General features: G+C 41.4%; 16 protein-coding genes. 6 read left to right on the forward strand and 10 right to left on the reverse strand.

The window, feature by feature from the left end; genetic code table 11:
* The 4 genes from HED61_RS13745 to HED61_RS13760 form a co-directional block, all read right to left on the reverse strand.
* Positions 1–2,229 (reverse strand): alpha-galactosidase, encoded by a 2,229-nt coding sequence (locus HED61_RS13745; protein WP_176333009.1) that lies wholly within the window; start codon positions 2,227–2,229, stop codon positions 1–3.
* Positions 2,226–2,708: a hypothetical protein gene (locus tag HED61_RS13750; protein WP_219644916.1), complete on the reverse strand. Its 483-nt coding sequence runs from the start codon at positions 2,706–2,708 to the stop codon at positions 2,226–2,228. The genes HED61_RS13745 and HED61_RS13750 overlap by 4 nt, the downstream gene beginning before the upstream one ends.
* Positions 2,709–2,760: 52 nt before the next feature.
* A complete protein-coding gene (locus HED61_RS13755) occupies positions 2,761–4,098 on the reverse strand; it encodes a PTS sugar transporter subunit IIC (RefSeq protein ID WP_003125924.1) in 1,338 nt (445 codons plus the stop codon).
* A gap of 97 nt (positions 4,099–4,195) precedes the next feature.
* A complete protein-coding gene (locus tag HED61_RS13760) occupies positions 4,196–5,233 on the reverse strand; it encodes a LacI family DNA-binding transcriptional regulator (RefSeq protein ID WP_103299445.1) in 1,038 nt (345 codons plus the stop codon).
* Between the two features lie 164 nt (positions 5,234–5,397).
* On the opposite strand from HED61_RS13760, the gene HED61_RS13765 reads away from it, so the two are divergent.
* Entirely contained in the window at positions 5,398–6,582 is a 1,185-nt protein-coding gene (locus HED61_RS13765) for an amidohydrolase (RefSeq protein WP_195957009.1), read from the forward strand.
* Between the two features lie 104 nt (positions 6,583–6,686).
* On the opposite strand, the gene HED61_RS13770 is transcribed toward HED61_RS13765, so the two are convergent.
* From HED61_RS13770 to HED61_RS13785, 4 genes are all read right to left on the reverse strand, one after another.
* A complete protein-coding gene (locus HED61_RS13770; RefSeq protein ID WP_081131503.1) occupies positions 6,687–7,310 on the reverse strand; it encodes a DUF624 domain-containing protein in 624 nt (207 codons plus the stop codon).
* On the reverse strand, positions 7,307–8,164 hold the full coding sequence (locus HED61_RS13775; RefSeq protein WP_021150133.1) for a carbohydrate ABC transporter permease: 858 nt from the start codon (positions 8,162–8,164) through the stop codon (positions 7,307–7,309). The genes HED61_RS13770 and HED61_RS13775 overlap by 4 nt, the downstream gene beginning before the upstream one ends.
* Positions 8,165–8,204: 40 nt before the next feature.
* On the reverse strand, positions 8,205–9,116 hold the full coding sequence (locus tag HED61_RS13780; RefSeq protein WP_003125918.1) for a carbohydrate ABC transporter permease: 912 nt from the start codon (positions 9,114–9,116) through the stop codon (positions 8,205–8,207).
* 122 nt (positions 9,117–9,238) lie between these two features.
* Complete coding sequence (locus tag HED61_RS13785) at positions 9,239–10,564, reverse strand: ABC transporter substrate-binding protein (protein ID WP_060813992.1); 1,326 nt, start codon at positions 10,562–10,564, stop codon at positions 9,239–9,241.
* 294 nt (positions 10,565–10,858) lie between these two features.
* On the opposite strand from HED61_RS13785, the gene HED61_RS13790 reads away from it, so the two are divergent.
* Positions 10,859–11,368: an isochorismatase family cysteine hydrolase gene (locus HED61_RS13790; RefSeq protein WP_005470828.1), complete on the forward strand. Its 510-nt coding sequence runs from the start codon at positions 10,859–10,861 to the stop codon at positions 11,366–11,368.
* A gap of 31 nt (positions 11,369–11,399) precedes the next feature.
* On the opposite strand, the gene HED61_RS13795 is transcribed toward HED61_RS13790, so the two are convergent.
* Positions 11,400–11,672 (reverse strand): hypothetical protein, encoded by a 273-nt coding sequence (locus HED61_RS13795; protein ID WP_005470826.1) that lies wholly within the window; start codon positions 11,670–11,672, stop codon positions 11,400–11,402.
* Between the two features lie 315 nt (positions 11,673–11,987).
* On the opposite strand from HED61_RS13795, the gene HED61_RS13800 reads away from it, so the two are divergent.
* The 4 genes from HED61_RS13800 to HED61_RS13815 all read left to right on the forward strand — a co-directional run bounded on the left by HED61_RS13800 (position 11,988) and on the right by HED61_RS13815 (position 14,835).
* Entirely contained in the window at positions 11,988–13,121 is a 1,134-nt protein-coding gene (locus tag HED61_RS13800; RefSeq protein WP_081131508.1) for an alcohol dehydrogenase catalytic domain-containing protein, read from the forward strand.
* A 25-nt stretch (positions 13,122–13,146) separates the two neighbouring features.
* A complete protein-coding gene (locus tag HED61_RS13805; RefSeq protein ID WP_003125913.1) occupies positions 13,147–13,482 on the forward strand; it encodes a YrhK family protein in 336 nt (111 codons plus the stop codon).
* A gap of 90 nt (positions 13,483–13,572) precedes the next feature.
* Entirely contained in the window at positions 13,573–13,788 is a 216-nt protein-coding gene (locus HED61_RS13810; protein ID WP_003125912.1) for a DUF378 domain-containing protein, read from the forward strand.
* A gap of 213 nt (positions 13,789–14,001) precedes the next feature.
* Positions 14,002–14,835 carry a hypothetical protein gene (locus tag HED61_RS13815; RefSeq protein ID WP_219644914.1) on the forward strand — a complete coding sequence of 278 codons (834 nt, stop codon included), beginning with the start codon at positions 14,002–14,004 and terminating at the stop codon, positions 14,833–14,835.
* A 165-nt stretch (positions 14,836–15,000) separates the two neighbouring features.
* On the opposite strand, the gene HED61_RS13820 is transcribed toward HED61_RS13815, so the two are convergent.
* Positions 15,001–15,855: a formylglycine-generating enzyme family protein gene (locus tag HED61_RS13820; RefSeq protein ID WP_138372175.1), complete on the reverse strand. Its 855-nt coding sequence runs from the start codon at positions 15,853–15,855 to the stop codon at positions 15,001–15,003.
* Between the last annotated feature and the right edge of the window lie 13 nt (positions 15,856–15,868).

Genomic DNA, 15,868 nt, shown 5'->3' on the forward strand with positions numbered 1-15,868 from the left:
TTACTCCTTTTTGATTGCTTTGATTTGATAAACAAATGACTGGAAATCTCCTGTTACTTGCGCCGTTTGGTGATTGGCAGCATTGAATAAGTACGGTTTGCGCAGTCCAATTTGCTTCAGAACCTTGCCAGACAACTGCTCATTCTCCAGCAGATAGCTTCGATCCGGATCAATGAACGGTACCGGTATAAAAGCTTCCGCTGCAGGATTTGCTTCAGCAAGAATCCGAAAATAGGCAATCAGTGCTTCCTCTTGATGAGAGACTCCCCATACAATTTCATTTTTTTGGCTCAAATCGGTCATCCGATAGAAGGCGCCATAAGTCAGAAGTTGTCGATGAGCTTTATAGAAAATGATTTGTTCTTTGATTGCTTGTTTTTCAGCTGCTGATAAACTGAAAAGATCCAGCTCGTAGCCTAATGGGCCAAACATAGCCACCGATTGCCGAAATGCCAGTGACGTATTGCGCCCCACTTGATGATTGGGACAAGCGGAGACATGATTGCTGAATGAAGACATCGGATAGCCAAGTAATGTGCCGGTTTGAATTTGTAGTCGTTCCACGGCATCGCTGTCGTCACTCGGCCAAATCTGAGGACTGTAAAACAAGATCCCTAAATCATAACGACCGCCGCCGCCAGCACAGCCTTCGATCAAAATCTCCGGAAATTCTGTTAATATTTTCTGATAAAGGGCATAGACCCCTAAAATATAGCGATGAAAGAATTCTGTTTGGGGAATCCCTTCATCTGCTAAATAAGGTGAATAAGCTTCTGTGATATTCCGATTCATGTCCCACTTGATATAATCAAGATCCGTTTCGACGATGACTTTTTTGATCGCAGCAAAGATCGCCTCCACGACTGCCGGATTGGCAAAATCTAAGACATACTGGCCGCGTCCCACAGAGATGCGTTCATAAGGATGTCGGACCACCCAATCGGGATGTTTTTGATAAAGCTGGCTGTCAGGAGAGACCATTTCCGGTTCAAACCAAACGCCTAACTGCAACCCTAGATCGTGTATTTGTTTTGCAAAATGACCGATGCCATTAGGAAATTTCGCTGGATCTGGCACCCAATCTCCTAAAGAACTGCGATCGTTGTCTCTTTTACCAAACCAGCCATCATCTAAGACGAAGCATTCCATTCCTAATGCCTGACTTTCTGCTGCTAATGCTACTAATTTCTCTTGGTCAAAATCAAAATAAGTTGCTTCCCAATTATTGAAGACAATCGGCCGCGGCCGTTTTTGCCAATAAGGGGCAATCACGTGCTTTTCAATAAACGCAGCAGACTCTTGCCCTAACCCATTCAACCCTTCATCGGTAAATGTCAAAATGCATTCTGGGGCTTCAAAGACTGCATCTTGCTGCAATGTCCAAGAAAACTGTTCGGGATGAATCCCCAGCATTAAGCGGACATTGTCCCACTCATCCATCTCGACTTGAGCGAGAAAATTCCCTGAATAAATCAGGTTTGCTCCATAGACACGTCCCTGATCATTGGTGGCATTAGCAGCCTTCAGTGCCACGAAGGGATTGTGCTGATGCCCAGAGGCCCCTTTTAAAGACCCCACTCGAAAGGTTCCTTGCGTCAATGGTGTGGCTTTGATTTGGCGTTCCTTTAGCCAAGCACCAGAAAGGTGAACAAATTCAAATTGCTGATTTCTTAATTCCAGTACCCCGCTCATCAACGAAGAAAGTTGTTTTTTCTCAGCGCCAAGATTGGTGATCCGCTGATTGCGCGCAATCGTACCTAAACCAGCAAAAATAGTGTAGGTGATTTCCATTTTCAATTGCCGCTGCTCATCGATCAACATTATTCGCAGGCTTTGGCTTTCTGTTTTTTCGGCAAAACTCGCCGGTTTGGCCAGCTCTCGTTCCTTTCCTGCGAAAGTTTCGACTTCTGCGACTTTAAAATCCACATACAAAGGCACGTCTTCTGCAAAAATAGTAACGGCTCCTTCTCGAAAGTCAGAAGAACCATAGGTTGGCAACTCTTGAAAGCGATCTGCTAACGTAAACAGGCCATCATTTTCAAAAAATTTGACCGTGCCGGCAGATTTATTTTCTTTTTTGGTTAAATAGTCCATGTCATTGGCACTCAAATGCCCCAAAGATGGACCAAAGTACAGATGACCTAATTGTCGATTTGGTAAAACATGCATCACATAACTAATCTTTTCATTGTATAAATGAAAAATCGTATCGGTTATTATCTCAATCATTTTTTTCCTCTAATTTCAACTTTATTCTCGTCTATTTCATTATATTTCTGGCATGCAGTTTCCAAATACTGCATGCGTTTTTTGACCCCTTTGTTAAAAAAGAACTTATAGAATAATGCTGCCAGCATGAAACTATACGTATTGCGGGAACGATCAAAAGAATTCTGTTCCGAATACGTAACCTCAATCTTTTCTGCTCCACTAGGAACAAAGCGATACCTTTGACAGATTTCCCCTTGTTCATAGGCTGTTATCAAAGCAACCTCATCTTGCGCGATTTTTTTGACTTTCATCACCGCTGGCACCAGCGTGGCCGCTGATTTTGTGCGAATCATCAAATCAATTTGACTGTTCTCGCCGAAAGGTTCTTCTGCTCCTTTTGAGCGAAAGAATGCCGCTTGTTGCACGATCATCACTTGATAGAATCGTTCCGGCGTTGTACGCATCTGATAAGTATAGGTCAATGTATCTGTTCGCATCTTCGATCCTCCATTTTTTCTGTTGCCATGCTGACAGAACGGAATACTAAGCTTAGCTTTCTTTGATTCTTTCGTCGATGGCAGGGCCAGTTTGTGCGAGCGCTTCTTTGGCTAGCTCTTCTTTTTCTTCTTTCAAATAGCCACGGTCCATCACGATTAGGAATGGCACCCAAATCAATGTCATCACAGCAACAGTTACCAATTGTAGAATGGCACCTGCTACAGAGCCAGTTCCCAGCCAGCCAGATAAGAAGACCGGTGTCGTCCAGACTACCGTTGCTCCGATTGGGCGAGGCACAAGACCAGCAGCGATTGCAAAATAAGAAATCGTCGTACTAGCAAGCGGGGCCAAAATCCACGGAACAAAAGCAATCGGGTTCAATACGATCGGCAACCCAAATGTCATTGGCTCTGACACATTGAAAACAGATGGTGCAATGACTGTCTTCATCAGCTTCTTCATCCGAATCGAACGAGCAATAAAAAATGCCATCGTAATCGAGATCCCTAATTGCATTCCTTGGTTTACAAAAACGCCCATGAAGGTTGTATTGATGATATGAGGCAGTTGTTCTGCACCTGCTTTATAGGCTTCGTAGTTTTCAATCGCCAATGCATTCATGATCGGATCAATCACGGCGTTAACAACCAGTGTGCCATGGATCCCAAACCACCAGAAGAATTGAGTAAATAAAACGGCAATCAAGACTGCAGGCAACGTGCCCCCCAAGCCCATTAATGGTTTCTGTAAGATTTCGTAGACAAAGTCGACCGCATTGCCCCATGACGTGAATGTAAACAAGTAACGGATCAAATTAAATAAAAACAATGGCGCAGCACCTGGAATGATAGCAAGGAAAGACTCAGCGATCATCGGCGGAACCGATTCAGGCATTTTGATCGTTAACCCAGAAGCACTGATCTTGCAATAAATTTGTGTAGCGATAATCGCTGTGATGATCCCAACGAACATCCCTTCCGCACCTAATTTTGAAAGGGGAATCACTGTTCCCAGGTCATCGGAAGAACCGTAGGGCAAAAGCATTAAGAAAGAGGACAATGAGATTGCTCCGGCAAAAAGTTTTGGCTGGCCATATTTTCCTGCCAATTGATAGCCGATCCCGAAAACAACAAAAATCGCTGTGATACTCATGGTTGCGTTCCCGATAGGACCAAAGAAATCATTCAAAAAGGTCATCAGTCCTGCGGGCAGTTTCTCAGATAAGCCAAAGGTAGCGGGTAAATTTTGAATAATGATCATGATTGAAGCAAACATTGTCGCGGGAAAAGCAACCATAAAGCCATCACGCAGACTCAATAAATACTTATTATTGGCAATGATTTGGGCAAAAGGAACCATCTTCTCTGCTAATTTATCAATAAATTTCATAACTAATCTCCTTTAATTTGTCTGTAAACGTTTACTACAATCAGTATAATCGTTTAGTTAATGTTTACACAACTCTAAAATAAAAAAAGATCATTTTTCATGATCTTTTTTTATCGGCAATCGATTCTCTTAATATCAATTCACTTTTACAAATCACTCGGACTGGCATTGTTCGAACGCCCAATAATTTGTTTTTCGCCAGCTCTACACTCATTTGCCCCATTTCTTCCGCTTTCATTTTGACTGAAGAAAGCGCTGGTGTCATAAACTGGGCCATTTGAATATCATCAAAACTAACCACTGATATATCTTCTGGGATCTTCAATCCGTGTTCATTTAATGCTTTATAGACCCCCACTGCCATGGGATCACTAGCAACGATGATGGCTGTCGGCCGCGGGGTCATCTCGGCGATTTTTCTGCCAAAAGCTAATCCAGTCTCTGGAGACCATTTTCCTTGAAAAACATGACTGTATTCTTCCAGCTTGTTCATCAGCATCCAATTTTTGTAATTCTCTGCACGAATTTCTTGTTCATCATAAACGACTTCTCCTGTGATCGTTACCCGACTGGAAACACCACCAATAAATGCTATGTTCTCATGTCCTTTTGCTTTTAAGATATCCAAAATTTGATGGGTCTTTCGAGCAAAATCAGTTTGTATGCAATCATAGGCGTCGTTTTCACTATAATTATCTACCAAAATAATATGTTGATTGTACCGGCTGATTTCTTGCAATGCCTCTTGCGTCATTTCCCCAATGATGATGACAGCACCATACTTTGCCAGTTGAGTCAGATCTTTGTCTTGGTCTCGCATCGAGAAGACACGAACCGTTTTTAAACGCCATTTGGCTGCCTCTTTCTCTATTCCATTACGAATCATCATAAAATAAGGATCATTACGCTCCGATTCACTGTTATGACGTGTAATGATTGCTATCGTATTTTTATCGCCAGCTTCTCGCGAACTCGACAAGCTCTTGTCTTTTGAATAATTTAGCTGGTTGGCGATCTCGATCACCCGTTTGCGGGTATTTTCGTTGATACTAAATGTTTCATCATTGTTTAAGATTCGCGACACACTTGCGACGGAAACCCCTGCCAATTTTGCAATATCCCTCATACTTGCCATTCTGCCACCCCGTTGTTTACTGTTTACTAAATCTCTTTTTAAGAATAGAGAGAAACAGCGATTTTGTCAATCCCTACTTGTTACGCAAGAAAACAGGTTAGGTTATCGCGTGCAGAAAAATAGTTGCTTCGTGTATGATAAAAGTAGAAATAGGAGGGATTCAGATGAATATCACAACAACACTTATGCAGCAATTGGAAAAAGACGAAGGGGAAATGATTGCGATTCGGCGGCACTTACATCAACACCCAGAGCTTTCATTTCAGGAAAAAGCAACCGCCGCTTATATCAAAGCCTACTATGAAAAACTAGACTGCCAAATCACAGAATGTGGCGACGGCTATGGACTGATCGTTGATATCATCGGTGAACAACCTGGAAAACGGCTGGCTTTACGGGCCGACTTTGATGCTCTGGCTGTAGAAGAAGACAATCAGCTGCCTTTTCGATCTCAGGTTCCTGGTGTGATGCATGCTTGTGGTCATGATGGGCATACAGCCTATTTAATGGTTTTGGCTAAGAATTTGATTACCTTAAAAGACCAGTTAAAAGGAAGCATCCGCATCATCCACCAACCAGCTGAAGAAGTATCTCCTGGCGGTGCCAAAGGCATGATTGCCGACGGTTGTTTAACAGATATTGATCATGTACTTGGCGTCCACGTGATGTCTTCAATGGAAACAGGCAAGATTGGCTACCACTCTGGCGAAACCCAAACTGGACGGGCAAATTTCACTTTGACCATTCGTGGCAAAGGTGGTCATGCTTCCATGCCGCAACTAGCAAATGATGCCATCGTAGCAGGCAGTTATTTCGTTACTCAACTACAGACGATCGTTTCTCGTCGGATCGATCCTTTTGACACAGCAAGTCTAACGATCGGTTCTTTTGACGGGAGTGGTTCCTTTAATGCAATCAAAGAGACTGTGACCCTAAAGGGAGATGTTCGTGTGATGAAAGAAACCACACGTCAAACGATTCACCAACAGATCCAGCGAATGGCAGATGGTCTAGCACAAACTTTTGCGGTCGAAACCAGTCTTGAATATGATGACAATTATCCGGTTCTTTATAATGATCCAGCTTTTACAATACAAGTGATTGATTCCCTCAAAGAAGCTCACTTACCTGAAGTGAAGGAGATCTTTGATTGCGGTCCTCAAGATCCCTCTGAAGACTTCGCCTACTATGCACAAGAACGACCTAGTCTTTTCTTTTATATCGGTTGTATGACAGAAGATCATCTCAATCATCCTCACCACAGTCCTGATTTCATGATGAATGAAGACTGTCTCTTGATTGCAGCCAAAGCGGTCGGTACCGCTACAATTGCTTATTTAATGGATTAGCTCCTAATCAATGCAGTTAAAAAGAGTAGTCATAAGTTCCCAAAACGGCGGTCCCCATCATGCAGGGTATCGTATCGTTTTGTCTCAACTTATGTCTACTCTTTTTAATGAGAGATCTGGATTGAAGTAATCGAAGCAGGACAGATAATTAACTGAATCAAACAACAACCACTCATTCCCACCAAAAATAGGTACGCCGGACCGAAGAAGCCAAAAAACAACAATAGCGTAATCGTCCAAAAAAGATGGAGCAACACTCGTTTAGGTGAGCGACCGGCTTGATAAAAAGCATAAAAGAAGCTGACTTGCTGCTTCTTTTCGCCCATTAAAAGCGTCTGATAGAAAAAAATCAAGCTACAGATCATGAAGATCACGATCAGCATCGTGGCCATGACTTGAAAAAGCGGTTGTGGAAATCGACTAAGAATGGAATGATCAATCAAAAGAAAAAGACTATAAAAGCTGAATACAATATCTTTCTTTTTATTCAGTTGCCACAGCTCAGAAAATTTCGTAAAGAAAATCGTCGTCGTTTTCTCTTGTTCTGCCCTCTCTTGAGTGTCTTTGATCTGCTTAATCGCCGCAATCATACTTCTTGTCGCTGTTGCCACTGTAAAAAAAGGCATTGAGCAAACCAACCACAAAAATTGTAGAAGAATCAATTTGGGCATCCAATTGATCCAAGTAATCAGACCATTGAATAAACGCTGCGGCTCTATCTTTCTCATCCTTTGGTTCCTCCCGTCAGATCCATTCCCTCAATAAAGTAGCGTTGTGCAAAAAAGAATAATAGGATCGTTGGTAATAAGACCAGTGTTGCACCCGCCATCAAATAGTTCCACTGTGTCGTTGATTGATTTTGGAAAACTTGCAAACCGATTTGGAGTGTATATTTTTCTTGATTTTGAATATACAGCAATGGTCCTAAGAAGTCATTCCAAGCACCATTGAATGAATTGATGGCAATCGTGATCAGTGCAGGTTTGGTTAAAGGAATCATCAGATGGCTCCAGATATATAGATGATTGGCGCCATCCATTTTTGCCGCTTCAATCAGTTCATTGTTGATTGACAAGTAAAATTGCCGCATCAGAAAGATATTGAAGGCATTCCCAAAAAATGAGGGAATGATCAGCGGCAGATACGTCCCTACCCAGCCGATTTTAGAAAACAGCACGTATTGTGGAATCATTGTCACAAATCCTGGAATCATCATTGTTGAAAGGACCAGAGAAAAAATCAGGTTTTTCCCTGGAAAATCTAACTTGGCAAATCCATAAGCGATAAATGAGTTTGAAAGCACGTTGCCGAACACAACTAACACCGTGATAAACAAGGTGTTCTTTGCATATTGCCAAAAAGGAAACGCATTGATCGTATCAAGATAATTTGAGAAATTGATTTCTTCTGGAAAAAACGTTGGTGGATAACGGACGATCTCTTCCATTGGCTTTAATGAGGTGAATACCATCCACAGCAACGGAATAATCAGAACGATGCCAATTACAGTCATCACTAAATAACTCGTTAACTTTTTGATCCGCTGCTGTTGAGAATTGCTCTTTATTTTGTACATCTGCATACAGTCAGCCCTCCTGAGATAGTGTACTTTGTTGAAGCCATCAGTTTTGTCCTCCTGCATAGTGGACCCAACGAGGAGCTAATTTCAGATTGATAAATGTTAAGACTAATACGATTAAGAAAAGGATCATCGACATCGCCATTGCATACCCCATATCAAAAGCTACAAACGCTTTGTTCCACATATGGAGATTATAGAACAAGAGCGAATTGGCAGGTCCACCAGTGCCGTTTTTCGTCATAACATAGGCTTCTTGGAAGATTTGGAAAGAACCGATTGTCGACGTAATGACATCATAAAAAATAATTGGTGTAATCAATGGAATCGTAATATGTTTAAACTTAGCCCACATACCAGCACCATCGATCTCTGCTGATTCATAAAGCGTTCCGGGGATGTTCTGCAATGTCGCCAAGTACAGCAGCATCGCCCCCCCAGAGCTCCAAATTTTCATTAGGATCAATGCCGGTTTGGTCCATTCAGGATCAAACAGCCAGGCCGGACCTTTGATGTTGAACCAGCTTAAAAAAGTATTAATCAAACCAGCGGAAGGCGACAGCAGTTGCATCCATAACACATATACTGCCACACCGGATAAAATCGCCGGCAAATAAAAAGTCGTCCGAAAAAAGCTGATTCCTCTAATCTTTTGATTCAATAATGTAGCTAGAAAGACACTGAACAAGGTCGTCAGTGGGACATTAAAGAGTACAAAATAAATTGTATTATAAAGTGATTTCCAAAAAAGTGCATCTTGCGTAAACATTCGTTTGAAGTTTCCAAAACCAATAAAATTCATTTTTGACGTTAGATTATAATCCGTAAAGCTGCCGATAAACGAGAATAACATAGGGCCCAGCATGAACACCATGAAACCAATCAAAAACGGCGCTACAAACAAATATCCCCAGAGGGCATCTTGTCTTTTGCTTCTCGATCGTTTCTTTTTCATAATTCCCCTCCTTTAGTAAAGTGTTTTCTGCCATCTTTTTTCAGCAAAATAGCAATGATGCAATGAGAACAGTAACGATAGAAAAGGGAATGCGGCTAGCCGCAACTCCCTATCTCAATCTATTATTTATTTTGTTCTACAAGATCTTCCACTGCTTTTTGAGCATCTGCTAATCCTTCTGCTGGTTTTTTATTCCCTAGCAGAATTTGATCAATTTGTTCATTGACTAAACTGCTGAAATCTGGTGCATCCAATGGTACCGGAGTGATTACTGTATTAGCAAAATTCTCATCCGCCATTTGATAGATCATTTGACCTTTTTCATCTAAATGATCATTTTTGACAAGATTTTCATTTGCTGTTCGGTTAGCCATAATATCAAAGCTCTTTTCACCAAATTTTTCTTGAACTTCTGGGGTTGAAAGATACTCGATAAACTTGTAGGACGCTTCGGGATTTTTGGCTCCTTGAGGAACTTCTAAGACAAAGCCGCCTCCCCATGACCAGTGACCAGAACCTTTTTCTTTTTCTGGAATCTGGATGACGCCAAAATCAAAGTCATCTGGCGCATTTTCCATCAAGCTAGAGTAATAATTGATATTCTGTGCCCGCATGGCCACCAAACCAGAAATAAATGGATCAGCTACACCGGAGCCAAACTCAGCTTCTAAACGATTGATCGTATCTTGCCCATAATAATCTTGCCAATCAAGAATCCAATCCAGAGCCTCCACTTTATTTTCTGTGTCAATCGAAACCTTTTCATCTTTGTCAAACCAACTAACACCGTTATCAGCGTTCAATGCCCAAACATCCGCGCCAAGGTTCCACAAAGGATAGAATCCGATACGCTCAAAATCATCGCCTTTTTTGACATCTAATTTGTGTGCAACAGTTTCAAGTTCGTCCCATGTTTGGGGTAACTGATCTTCACTGATCCCTGCTTCTTTGAAAATTTGTTTGTTATAAAAAATCACTTGGGTATCGGTATTGAAAGGAATTGCATAAGGGTCTCCTTCATATTCTACCGTATCCCATAATTGAGGATAAAATTCATCAGACATGCCATCTTTAACGTACTCGCTCAAGTTCGTTGCTTGCTGTGCTTCTGCACGCTGCGCGACTGAATTGATGTCTTGAACAATAACATCCGGTGGATTTCCTGCAGTGATTGCCGAGAGAGACTTCGTCCAAATATCTCCCCAAGGCTGGTAACTATATTTCACTTCGATTTCATCTTGTGACTGATTAAAATCGTCGATGATCTCTTCGATGACTTCTTGGCGAGCCCCCGATCCCCAAAAAGACCAAAAATCTAATGTTATTTTCCCATCACTTGTCTGTTTTCCCGATGCGTCAGTATTTTTGTCTTCCGAATTACTGCCGCAAGCCGCTGTCACCAATGCGGTCGAAAACAGCAACAACCCTATTGATAGTGCCTTTTTCATCTTTTATCCCTGCTTTCATTTTTATCATTATTTTATAATGTTGTAATTTTAAAGTATCATGACTCTTAGTAATGAGCAAACAATAAGCATTGTTTTTTTATCAAAAAAAATAACGAATTTCATAGCCGGAGATTTTTTGGAGCGTTTTCTTTGAAATCTTATTTATTTTCAGGCATGATAGTTTTAGAGGATTTTTCTTAAGCTATTGTTCTCTTTTTTCATTTTTTTATCACTTAAGAAAGAACAATGAAAATAAAACTACGTTTTATGAAAAAAAGAAAGAAGGAATCGTCAATGTTAGTTGTTATTGATATGCAGAATCAGATTCGTGATGAAAATAGTCAATCATTTATTTCTGACAGCCCTGCTTTGATCACGCGAATCGCAAAACGGCTTCAACAAGCTCGTGCAGAAGGTGAATATATCCTTTTTACAAGAGATATCCCGATTGATTGTAAAGATACTCCTGATGAAGAACAAGAAGCGTTACAGATCGTTCCTGAACTGCAACCGTTGCCGAATGAAAAAGTAATAAAAAAATATTACTTTAGTATCCCACCTGAAGTTCTCTTGGAAATCAAGGAGCAACTTTTCAATGATAAAAATGAACAAAAACATATCGAAGTGACCGGAGTAGAAACCAACATCTGCGTGTTGTCTAATACGATCGAGATTCAGAGTGCTTTTCCAGAAGCCGATTTTCTCATTAATCAACAGCTAGTTTCAGGTAGAAACCATGAGTCTTCTGGATTGAAAATCTTGCAAGACTTCAATGTCGAAGTGGTTGATCGGACAGATAACTAAAAAAGAAACGCCAACCACTGGCGTTTCTTTTTTAGTTATTATGCAGTAATTCTTGCGGTATCTCGATGCGGACATCATTTGTTGTCTGACATGCAGGACAGACAAAGGTGCCTTCGATCGCATCTTTTACTTCACCATAATCATAATGAATAGCGATTTCATCTGAGTGTAACTCGTTTTCTTCTAGAGGCGGAACTGTTTTCAGCTTCCCATCTACATCTTCTTGCAGATGAACAATCAATTTGCCATCATAATTTTCCTTGCAATTCACACAAGATGCTTTTCCACGAATCGTAATATCCATGTTTTTCTCCTCTTTTCTACTTTTATGTGAGTCCTCATTGGGGATACGCTTCGATGGGTGAGCCCATCGATCCTGTTTTCGATCCACCTTTATAGTGTCACGCTTGTTTAGTTAAATCAACTATTCTGTTTTCAACTGTCTTGCCGATCGCAAAAAATTCGGCTGGTAAACCATGAGCGTTTCTTTTGTCAAAAGCATTTTTTCCCGGCACAATTATTAAGAACACGAATTTTTTGTCATCCCAAAAGAAGAAATGGCAGTCAATCACACGACCAGGAACCTTTCCCGTCACATCTCATAAAAGGAGGAACAAGTATGCGTGCAGTAACATGGCAAGGAAAAGAAAAAATGGAAGTTCGAAATGTGAGTGATCCGACGATCATTGAACCAACAGATGCGATTATTCGAATTACAGCAACAGCGATCTGCGGCTCTGATCTTCATTTGTATCATCACGGTGGTGCAGTACTAGAAGAAGGGTACGTTGTTGGTCATGAACCAATGGGGATCGTTGAAGAAGTCGGCAGTCAAGTTCAAAAATTGAAGAAAGGGGACCGTGTTGTCATCCCTTTTAATATTGGCTGTGGACATTGTCATTTTTGTCAAAATGAGATGGAGAGCCAATGTGATAACTCTTCTGATCAACTTTATGGTGGCCTCTTTGGCTTTGGTAAGCTGAATGGCAATCATTGGGGTGGACAAGCAGAATTCTTACGGGTTCCCTTTGCTGATTTCACTTCGTTTGTCGTTCCAGATACCGCGATCCCGGATGAAAAAGTGCTTTTTCTATCAGACATTTTGCCAACTGCCTACTGGAGTGTCCAAAATGCGGGTGTCAAACAAGGCGATACCGTCATTATTCTTGGCTCAGGACCTGTAGGACTTTTTGCCCAAAAGTTCGCCGTTATGGCTGGTGCGAAACGAGTGATTGCGGTCGATCCAGTTGCCCATCGACTGGAAAAGGCGCAAAGCTACAATCAGGTAGAGACCTTCCAATTGGATGACCTTGCGACAAGCGCTGATGATTTGTATGAATTAACAAAAGGCGGCGCCGATGTCATCATCGATTGCGTCGGTATGGATGGTTTAGAACCCGTCAAAGAAAAAGCCAAAAATTTGGTCAGCTTGCAAAGTGGTACGATTTCACCGATCCAAATGGCGGCGAAAGCGGTCAAAAAATTTGGTACCGTGCAAATTACTGGTGTCTATATGACTCCAGCATCGTCCTACCCTTTACAAGAGTTTTTCATGCGCAATGTGGCAGTGAAACATGGACAAGCACCCGTTATCCACTTAATGCCAAAAATTTATGAAATGATCCAAAAAGAGGAGATCGACCCAACACCGATCATCACTCATACCATGCCTTTAGAAGAAGCCGCTGCGGCTTATGACATTTTTGACAAAAAAGAAGATAACAACATCAAAGTGGTATTAAAGCCAAATTAACGCAAAGAAAGGATGATCGCCCTCAGTGCCAAAAATCAAACGAAATGAACATCAGATCGAACTTGGTAAAGACGAAGACGTCATTATTAAAGGACGCCGTTTTCATGTCTATTTCAAAAACCGGTATCTGCTGATTTCCCTAACGAATGATATTTTGACTGGTTTATTTTATATTTTCGGAAGTATCGTGTCCTTGACAGATCTGCCTGCGATCTATGGAACTATCGCCTATCTGATAGGAGCAATCTTCTTAACGATCCGACCATTGTTGAAGATCGTCCGTCATGTATTTATTTACAATGAACGGAAACAAAATGGAGAGAAAGAAAAGAATATCGAAGTATCCGATGATGGCGAATAAACAGTGACGATTTTCTTCAAGCAGTATTTTTCCCAAAACAAAACACATGCTATATACTATAAATATGCACAAAGAAAGGAGAATTCTAAAATGAAAGTATTAGACAGTATAGCTTTAGCGCTACTTATCGTTGGCGGCCTAAACTGGTTATTGGTTGGACTATTTGAATTTGACTTGGTTGCAACAATTGCGGGCGGATCAACTACATTATTCGCTAAAATCATTTACGTAATTGTCGGTATCTGCGCGATTTATTGCTTGAAGTTCTTTGTTGGTATTGCTCGTCAAGACAATGTGAACCGATAATCATTGATAAATAAAAAGCAAGAAACGAATGATCTGATCCATAGTTGCTCTACTTTCTATGGATCAGATCTTTTTGTTTGCATTGCCTTTTGTCTCTTTTTTTATTTGTTGTATAATTAGTGTCAACAGCGAATAAAATAATTTAGATAAATAGATTTTGGCTGGACTAGGAATAGCAGCTCATTCACAATGAACCGACAAAGGAAGTGACCCATGACTGATAAAAAACGTAACTCCAAGCTTCTCCCTTCTCTGCTTTTTTATTTCATCCTCCTGCTCATCATTGCAGGAATCTTAGGGATCGTTGTACTGACGAACATCAATATTGCCGAAAACTGGTTTGGACTGGATGAGTACACAGTTGTAGAAACTCGCGACCAAGTGATCGGCTATCTTCCGCTACTCTGGTACTTCGTTATAGCACTAATGATAGTCTTGGCATTATTTTTTGGTATCAGAAAAAGAAAAAGGGCTTTGTTCTATTGGATCGGCACATTGGTCATTCTCCCTAGCATCTTGTTAGCATTTGGTGCTTTAACAACCTTGCTACCCTTCGACCGAAATTTTTTTAGAGAAGAAGCCTCTGCTTCCGCGATCATGGCTGAATTAACCGACAAAAAAGCGCTGAATGATCAAGAGGTTCAGCTCATCAGTTATAGCTATCACATTCGGAACATTCCTTTGAAAAGCGGCGTCTATGCAGTCGCGCGAATCATCAACCCTACCACTAAACTACAAGATGAATACTGGTATTATTCGACAAATCTTTTACAAAAATGGCAGAAAGACAGTGATACGATCGAGTTACCTATTCAAGAGACCATTGCTTATAATGAAATCGATTGGGGCGTTATTCCCAAGGTTATCAAAGAAACGGAAAAACGGGTTGCGAAATTAGACCATTATTATCCCGGAGTTAGTATCGTGATCTTAAATGGTTCTCAAGGCAAATGGACTTGGACGGTCGGTGTCGATGATATTCGGGGACATACTGCACTGAATCTGGTTTATGATCTTTCAGGAAATTATCTTTCTCAATGGGATTAATCGGTCAACACAGGCCCTACTTCCATCATTTATTAAGACAGCAATTAAACAAAAAACTATCTAAGCGATCACTGATTGTTCCTATCAAAGGACGACTTGCTAAAAAAAGCAATGAGACAATCAAGATTTTTTAGATAGTTTTTTTATTATTATTCACAGATACGCCTAGCTTTTGGCACAGCGAAAGCCTAAATTATTGGCCGCAGACATCCCGGAGTTTCCATTGCGGGCTGCGATCCGATAACGTTTGCAGTAAGATTCATGACACAAGAACGACCCTCCCCGTGTCGCATACATGGCATCATCCACCTGCTGAAATCGTTGCTCAAAAAAATGGCTGTCCCATGAACGAAATTGTTCCAATGGTATCCTTGCGGGATTGCTGCACCATTCCCACACATTGCCAATGACTTGATAAAGTCCATAGCCATTCGGCTCATAAAACCGAGCAGGTGCAGTACTCGCAAAGCCGTCTGCCTTCGTATTTGCTTTGGGAAACGCGCCTTGCCAGATGTTGCAGTGATAGTCTTCTCCAGCTAAAAAATCTGTCCCCCATGGATAAAAGTCATTCTCTGTACCACCTTTCGCGGCAATCTCCCATTCAGCTTCTGTTGGCAGCCGCTTATCTGCCCAGCGGCAAAATGCCAACGCATCATTTCGCGAGACTTGGACGACTGGATGATCCATCCGTTGCTCAATCGATGAGTCCGGACCTTCAGGATGTCGCCAGTCTGCTCTCGCAACCGCATACCACCAACTCATATTGGGGATCAGTTGGCTCCTCTGTTTCGTCTTTTCGGAAAGAAAATAATGAAAGACAAACGACCAGCCAAACTGTTCTGCTTCCGTCACATAGCCTGTTGCCGCAATAAATGCTTCAAACATCTGATTGGTAACAGTTGTTTCATCGATTTCAAAAGAGGCCATCTCAACTTGGATCTTGGGACCTTCTTGGTCCTCTTCAAAGCCAGCTTTTGTATCCGTGCCAATTCGATACGTTCCAGCAGGAATCTTGATCATCCCATCTGCCTTC

This window comes from Enterococcus gallinarum (assembly GCF_021496385.1).
Classification (GTDB): domain Bacteria; phylum Bacillota; class Bacilli; order Lactobacillales; family Enterococcaceae; genus Enterococcus_D; species Enterococcus_D gallinarum.

What these genes read in the sequence shown, in the direction of transcription:
- HED61_RS13745 (WP_176333009.1), bottom strand. Translation starts at nt 2,229, where the DNA reads ATGATTGAGATAATAACCGATACGATTTTTCATTTATACAATGAAAAG.
- HED61_RS13750 (WP_219644916.1), bottom strand. Translation starts at nt 2,708, where the DNA reads ATGCGAACAGATACATTGACCTATACTTATCAGATGCGTACAACGCCG.
- HED61_RS13755 (WP_003125924.1), bottom strand. Translation starts at nt 4,098, where the DNA reads ATGAAATTTATTGATAAATTAGCAGAGAAGATGGTTCCTTTTGCCCAA.
- HED61_RS13760 (WP_103299445.1), bottom strand. Translation starts at nt 5,233, where the DNA reads ATGGCAAGTATGAGGGATATTGCAAAATTGGCAGGGGTTTCCGTCGCA.
- HED61_RS13765 (WP_195957009.1), top strand. Translation starts at nt 5,398, where the DNA reads ATGAATATCACAACAACACTTATGCAGCAATTGGAAAAAGACGAAGGG.
- HED61_RS13770 (WP_081131503.1), bottom strand. Translation starts at nt 7,310, where the DNA reads ATGAGAAAGATAGAGCCGCAGCGTTTATTCAATGGTCTGATTACTTGG.
- HED61_RS13775 (WP_021150133.1), bottom strand. Translation starts at nt 8,164, where the DNA reads ATGCAGATGTACAAAATAAAGAGCAATTCTCAACAGCAGCGGATCAAA.
- HED61_RS13780 (WP_003125918.1), bottom strand. Translation starts at nt 9,116, where the DNA reads ATGAAAAAGAAACGATCGAGAAGCAAAAGACAAGATGCCCTCTGGGGA.
- HED61_RS13785 (WP_060813992.1), bottom strand. Translation starts at nt 10,564, where the DNA reads ATGAAAAAGGCACTATCAATAGGGTTGTTGCTGTTTTCGACCGCATTG.
- HED61_RS13790 (WP_005470828.1), top strand. Translation starts at nt 10,859, where the DNA reads ATGTTAGTTGTTATTGATATGCAGAATCAGATTCGTGATGAAAATAGT.
- HED61_RS13795 (WP_005470826.1), bottom strand. Translation starts at nt 11,672, where the DNA reads ATGGATATTACGATTCGTGGAAAAGCATCTTGTGTGAATTGCAAGGAA.
- HED61_RS13800 (WP_081131508.1), top strand. Translation starts at nt 11,988, where the DNA reads ATGCGTGCAGTAACATGGCAAGGAAAAGAAAAAATGGAAGTTCGAAAT.
- HED61_RS13810 (WP_003125912.1), top strand. Translation starts at nt 13,573, where the DNA reads ATGAAAGTATTAGACAGTATAGCTTTAGCGCTACTTATCGTTGGCGGC.
- HED61_RS13815 (WP_219644914.1), top strand. Translation starts at nt 14,002, where the DNA reads ATGACTGATAAAAAACGTAACTCCAAGCTTCTCCCTTCTCTGCTTTTT.
- HED61_RS13820 (WP_138372175.1), bottom strand. Translation starts at nt 15,855, where the DNA reads ATGATCAAGATTCCTGCTGGAACGTATCGAATTGGCACGGATACAAAA.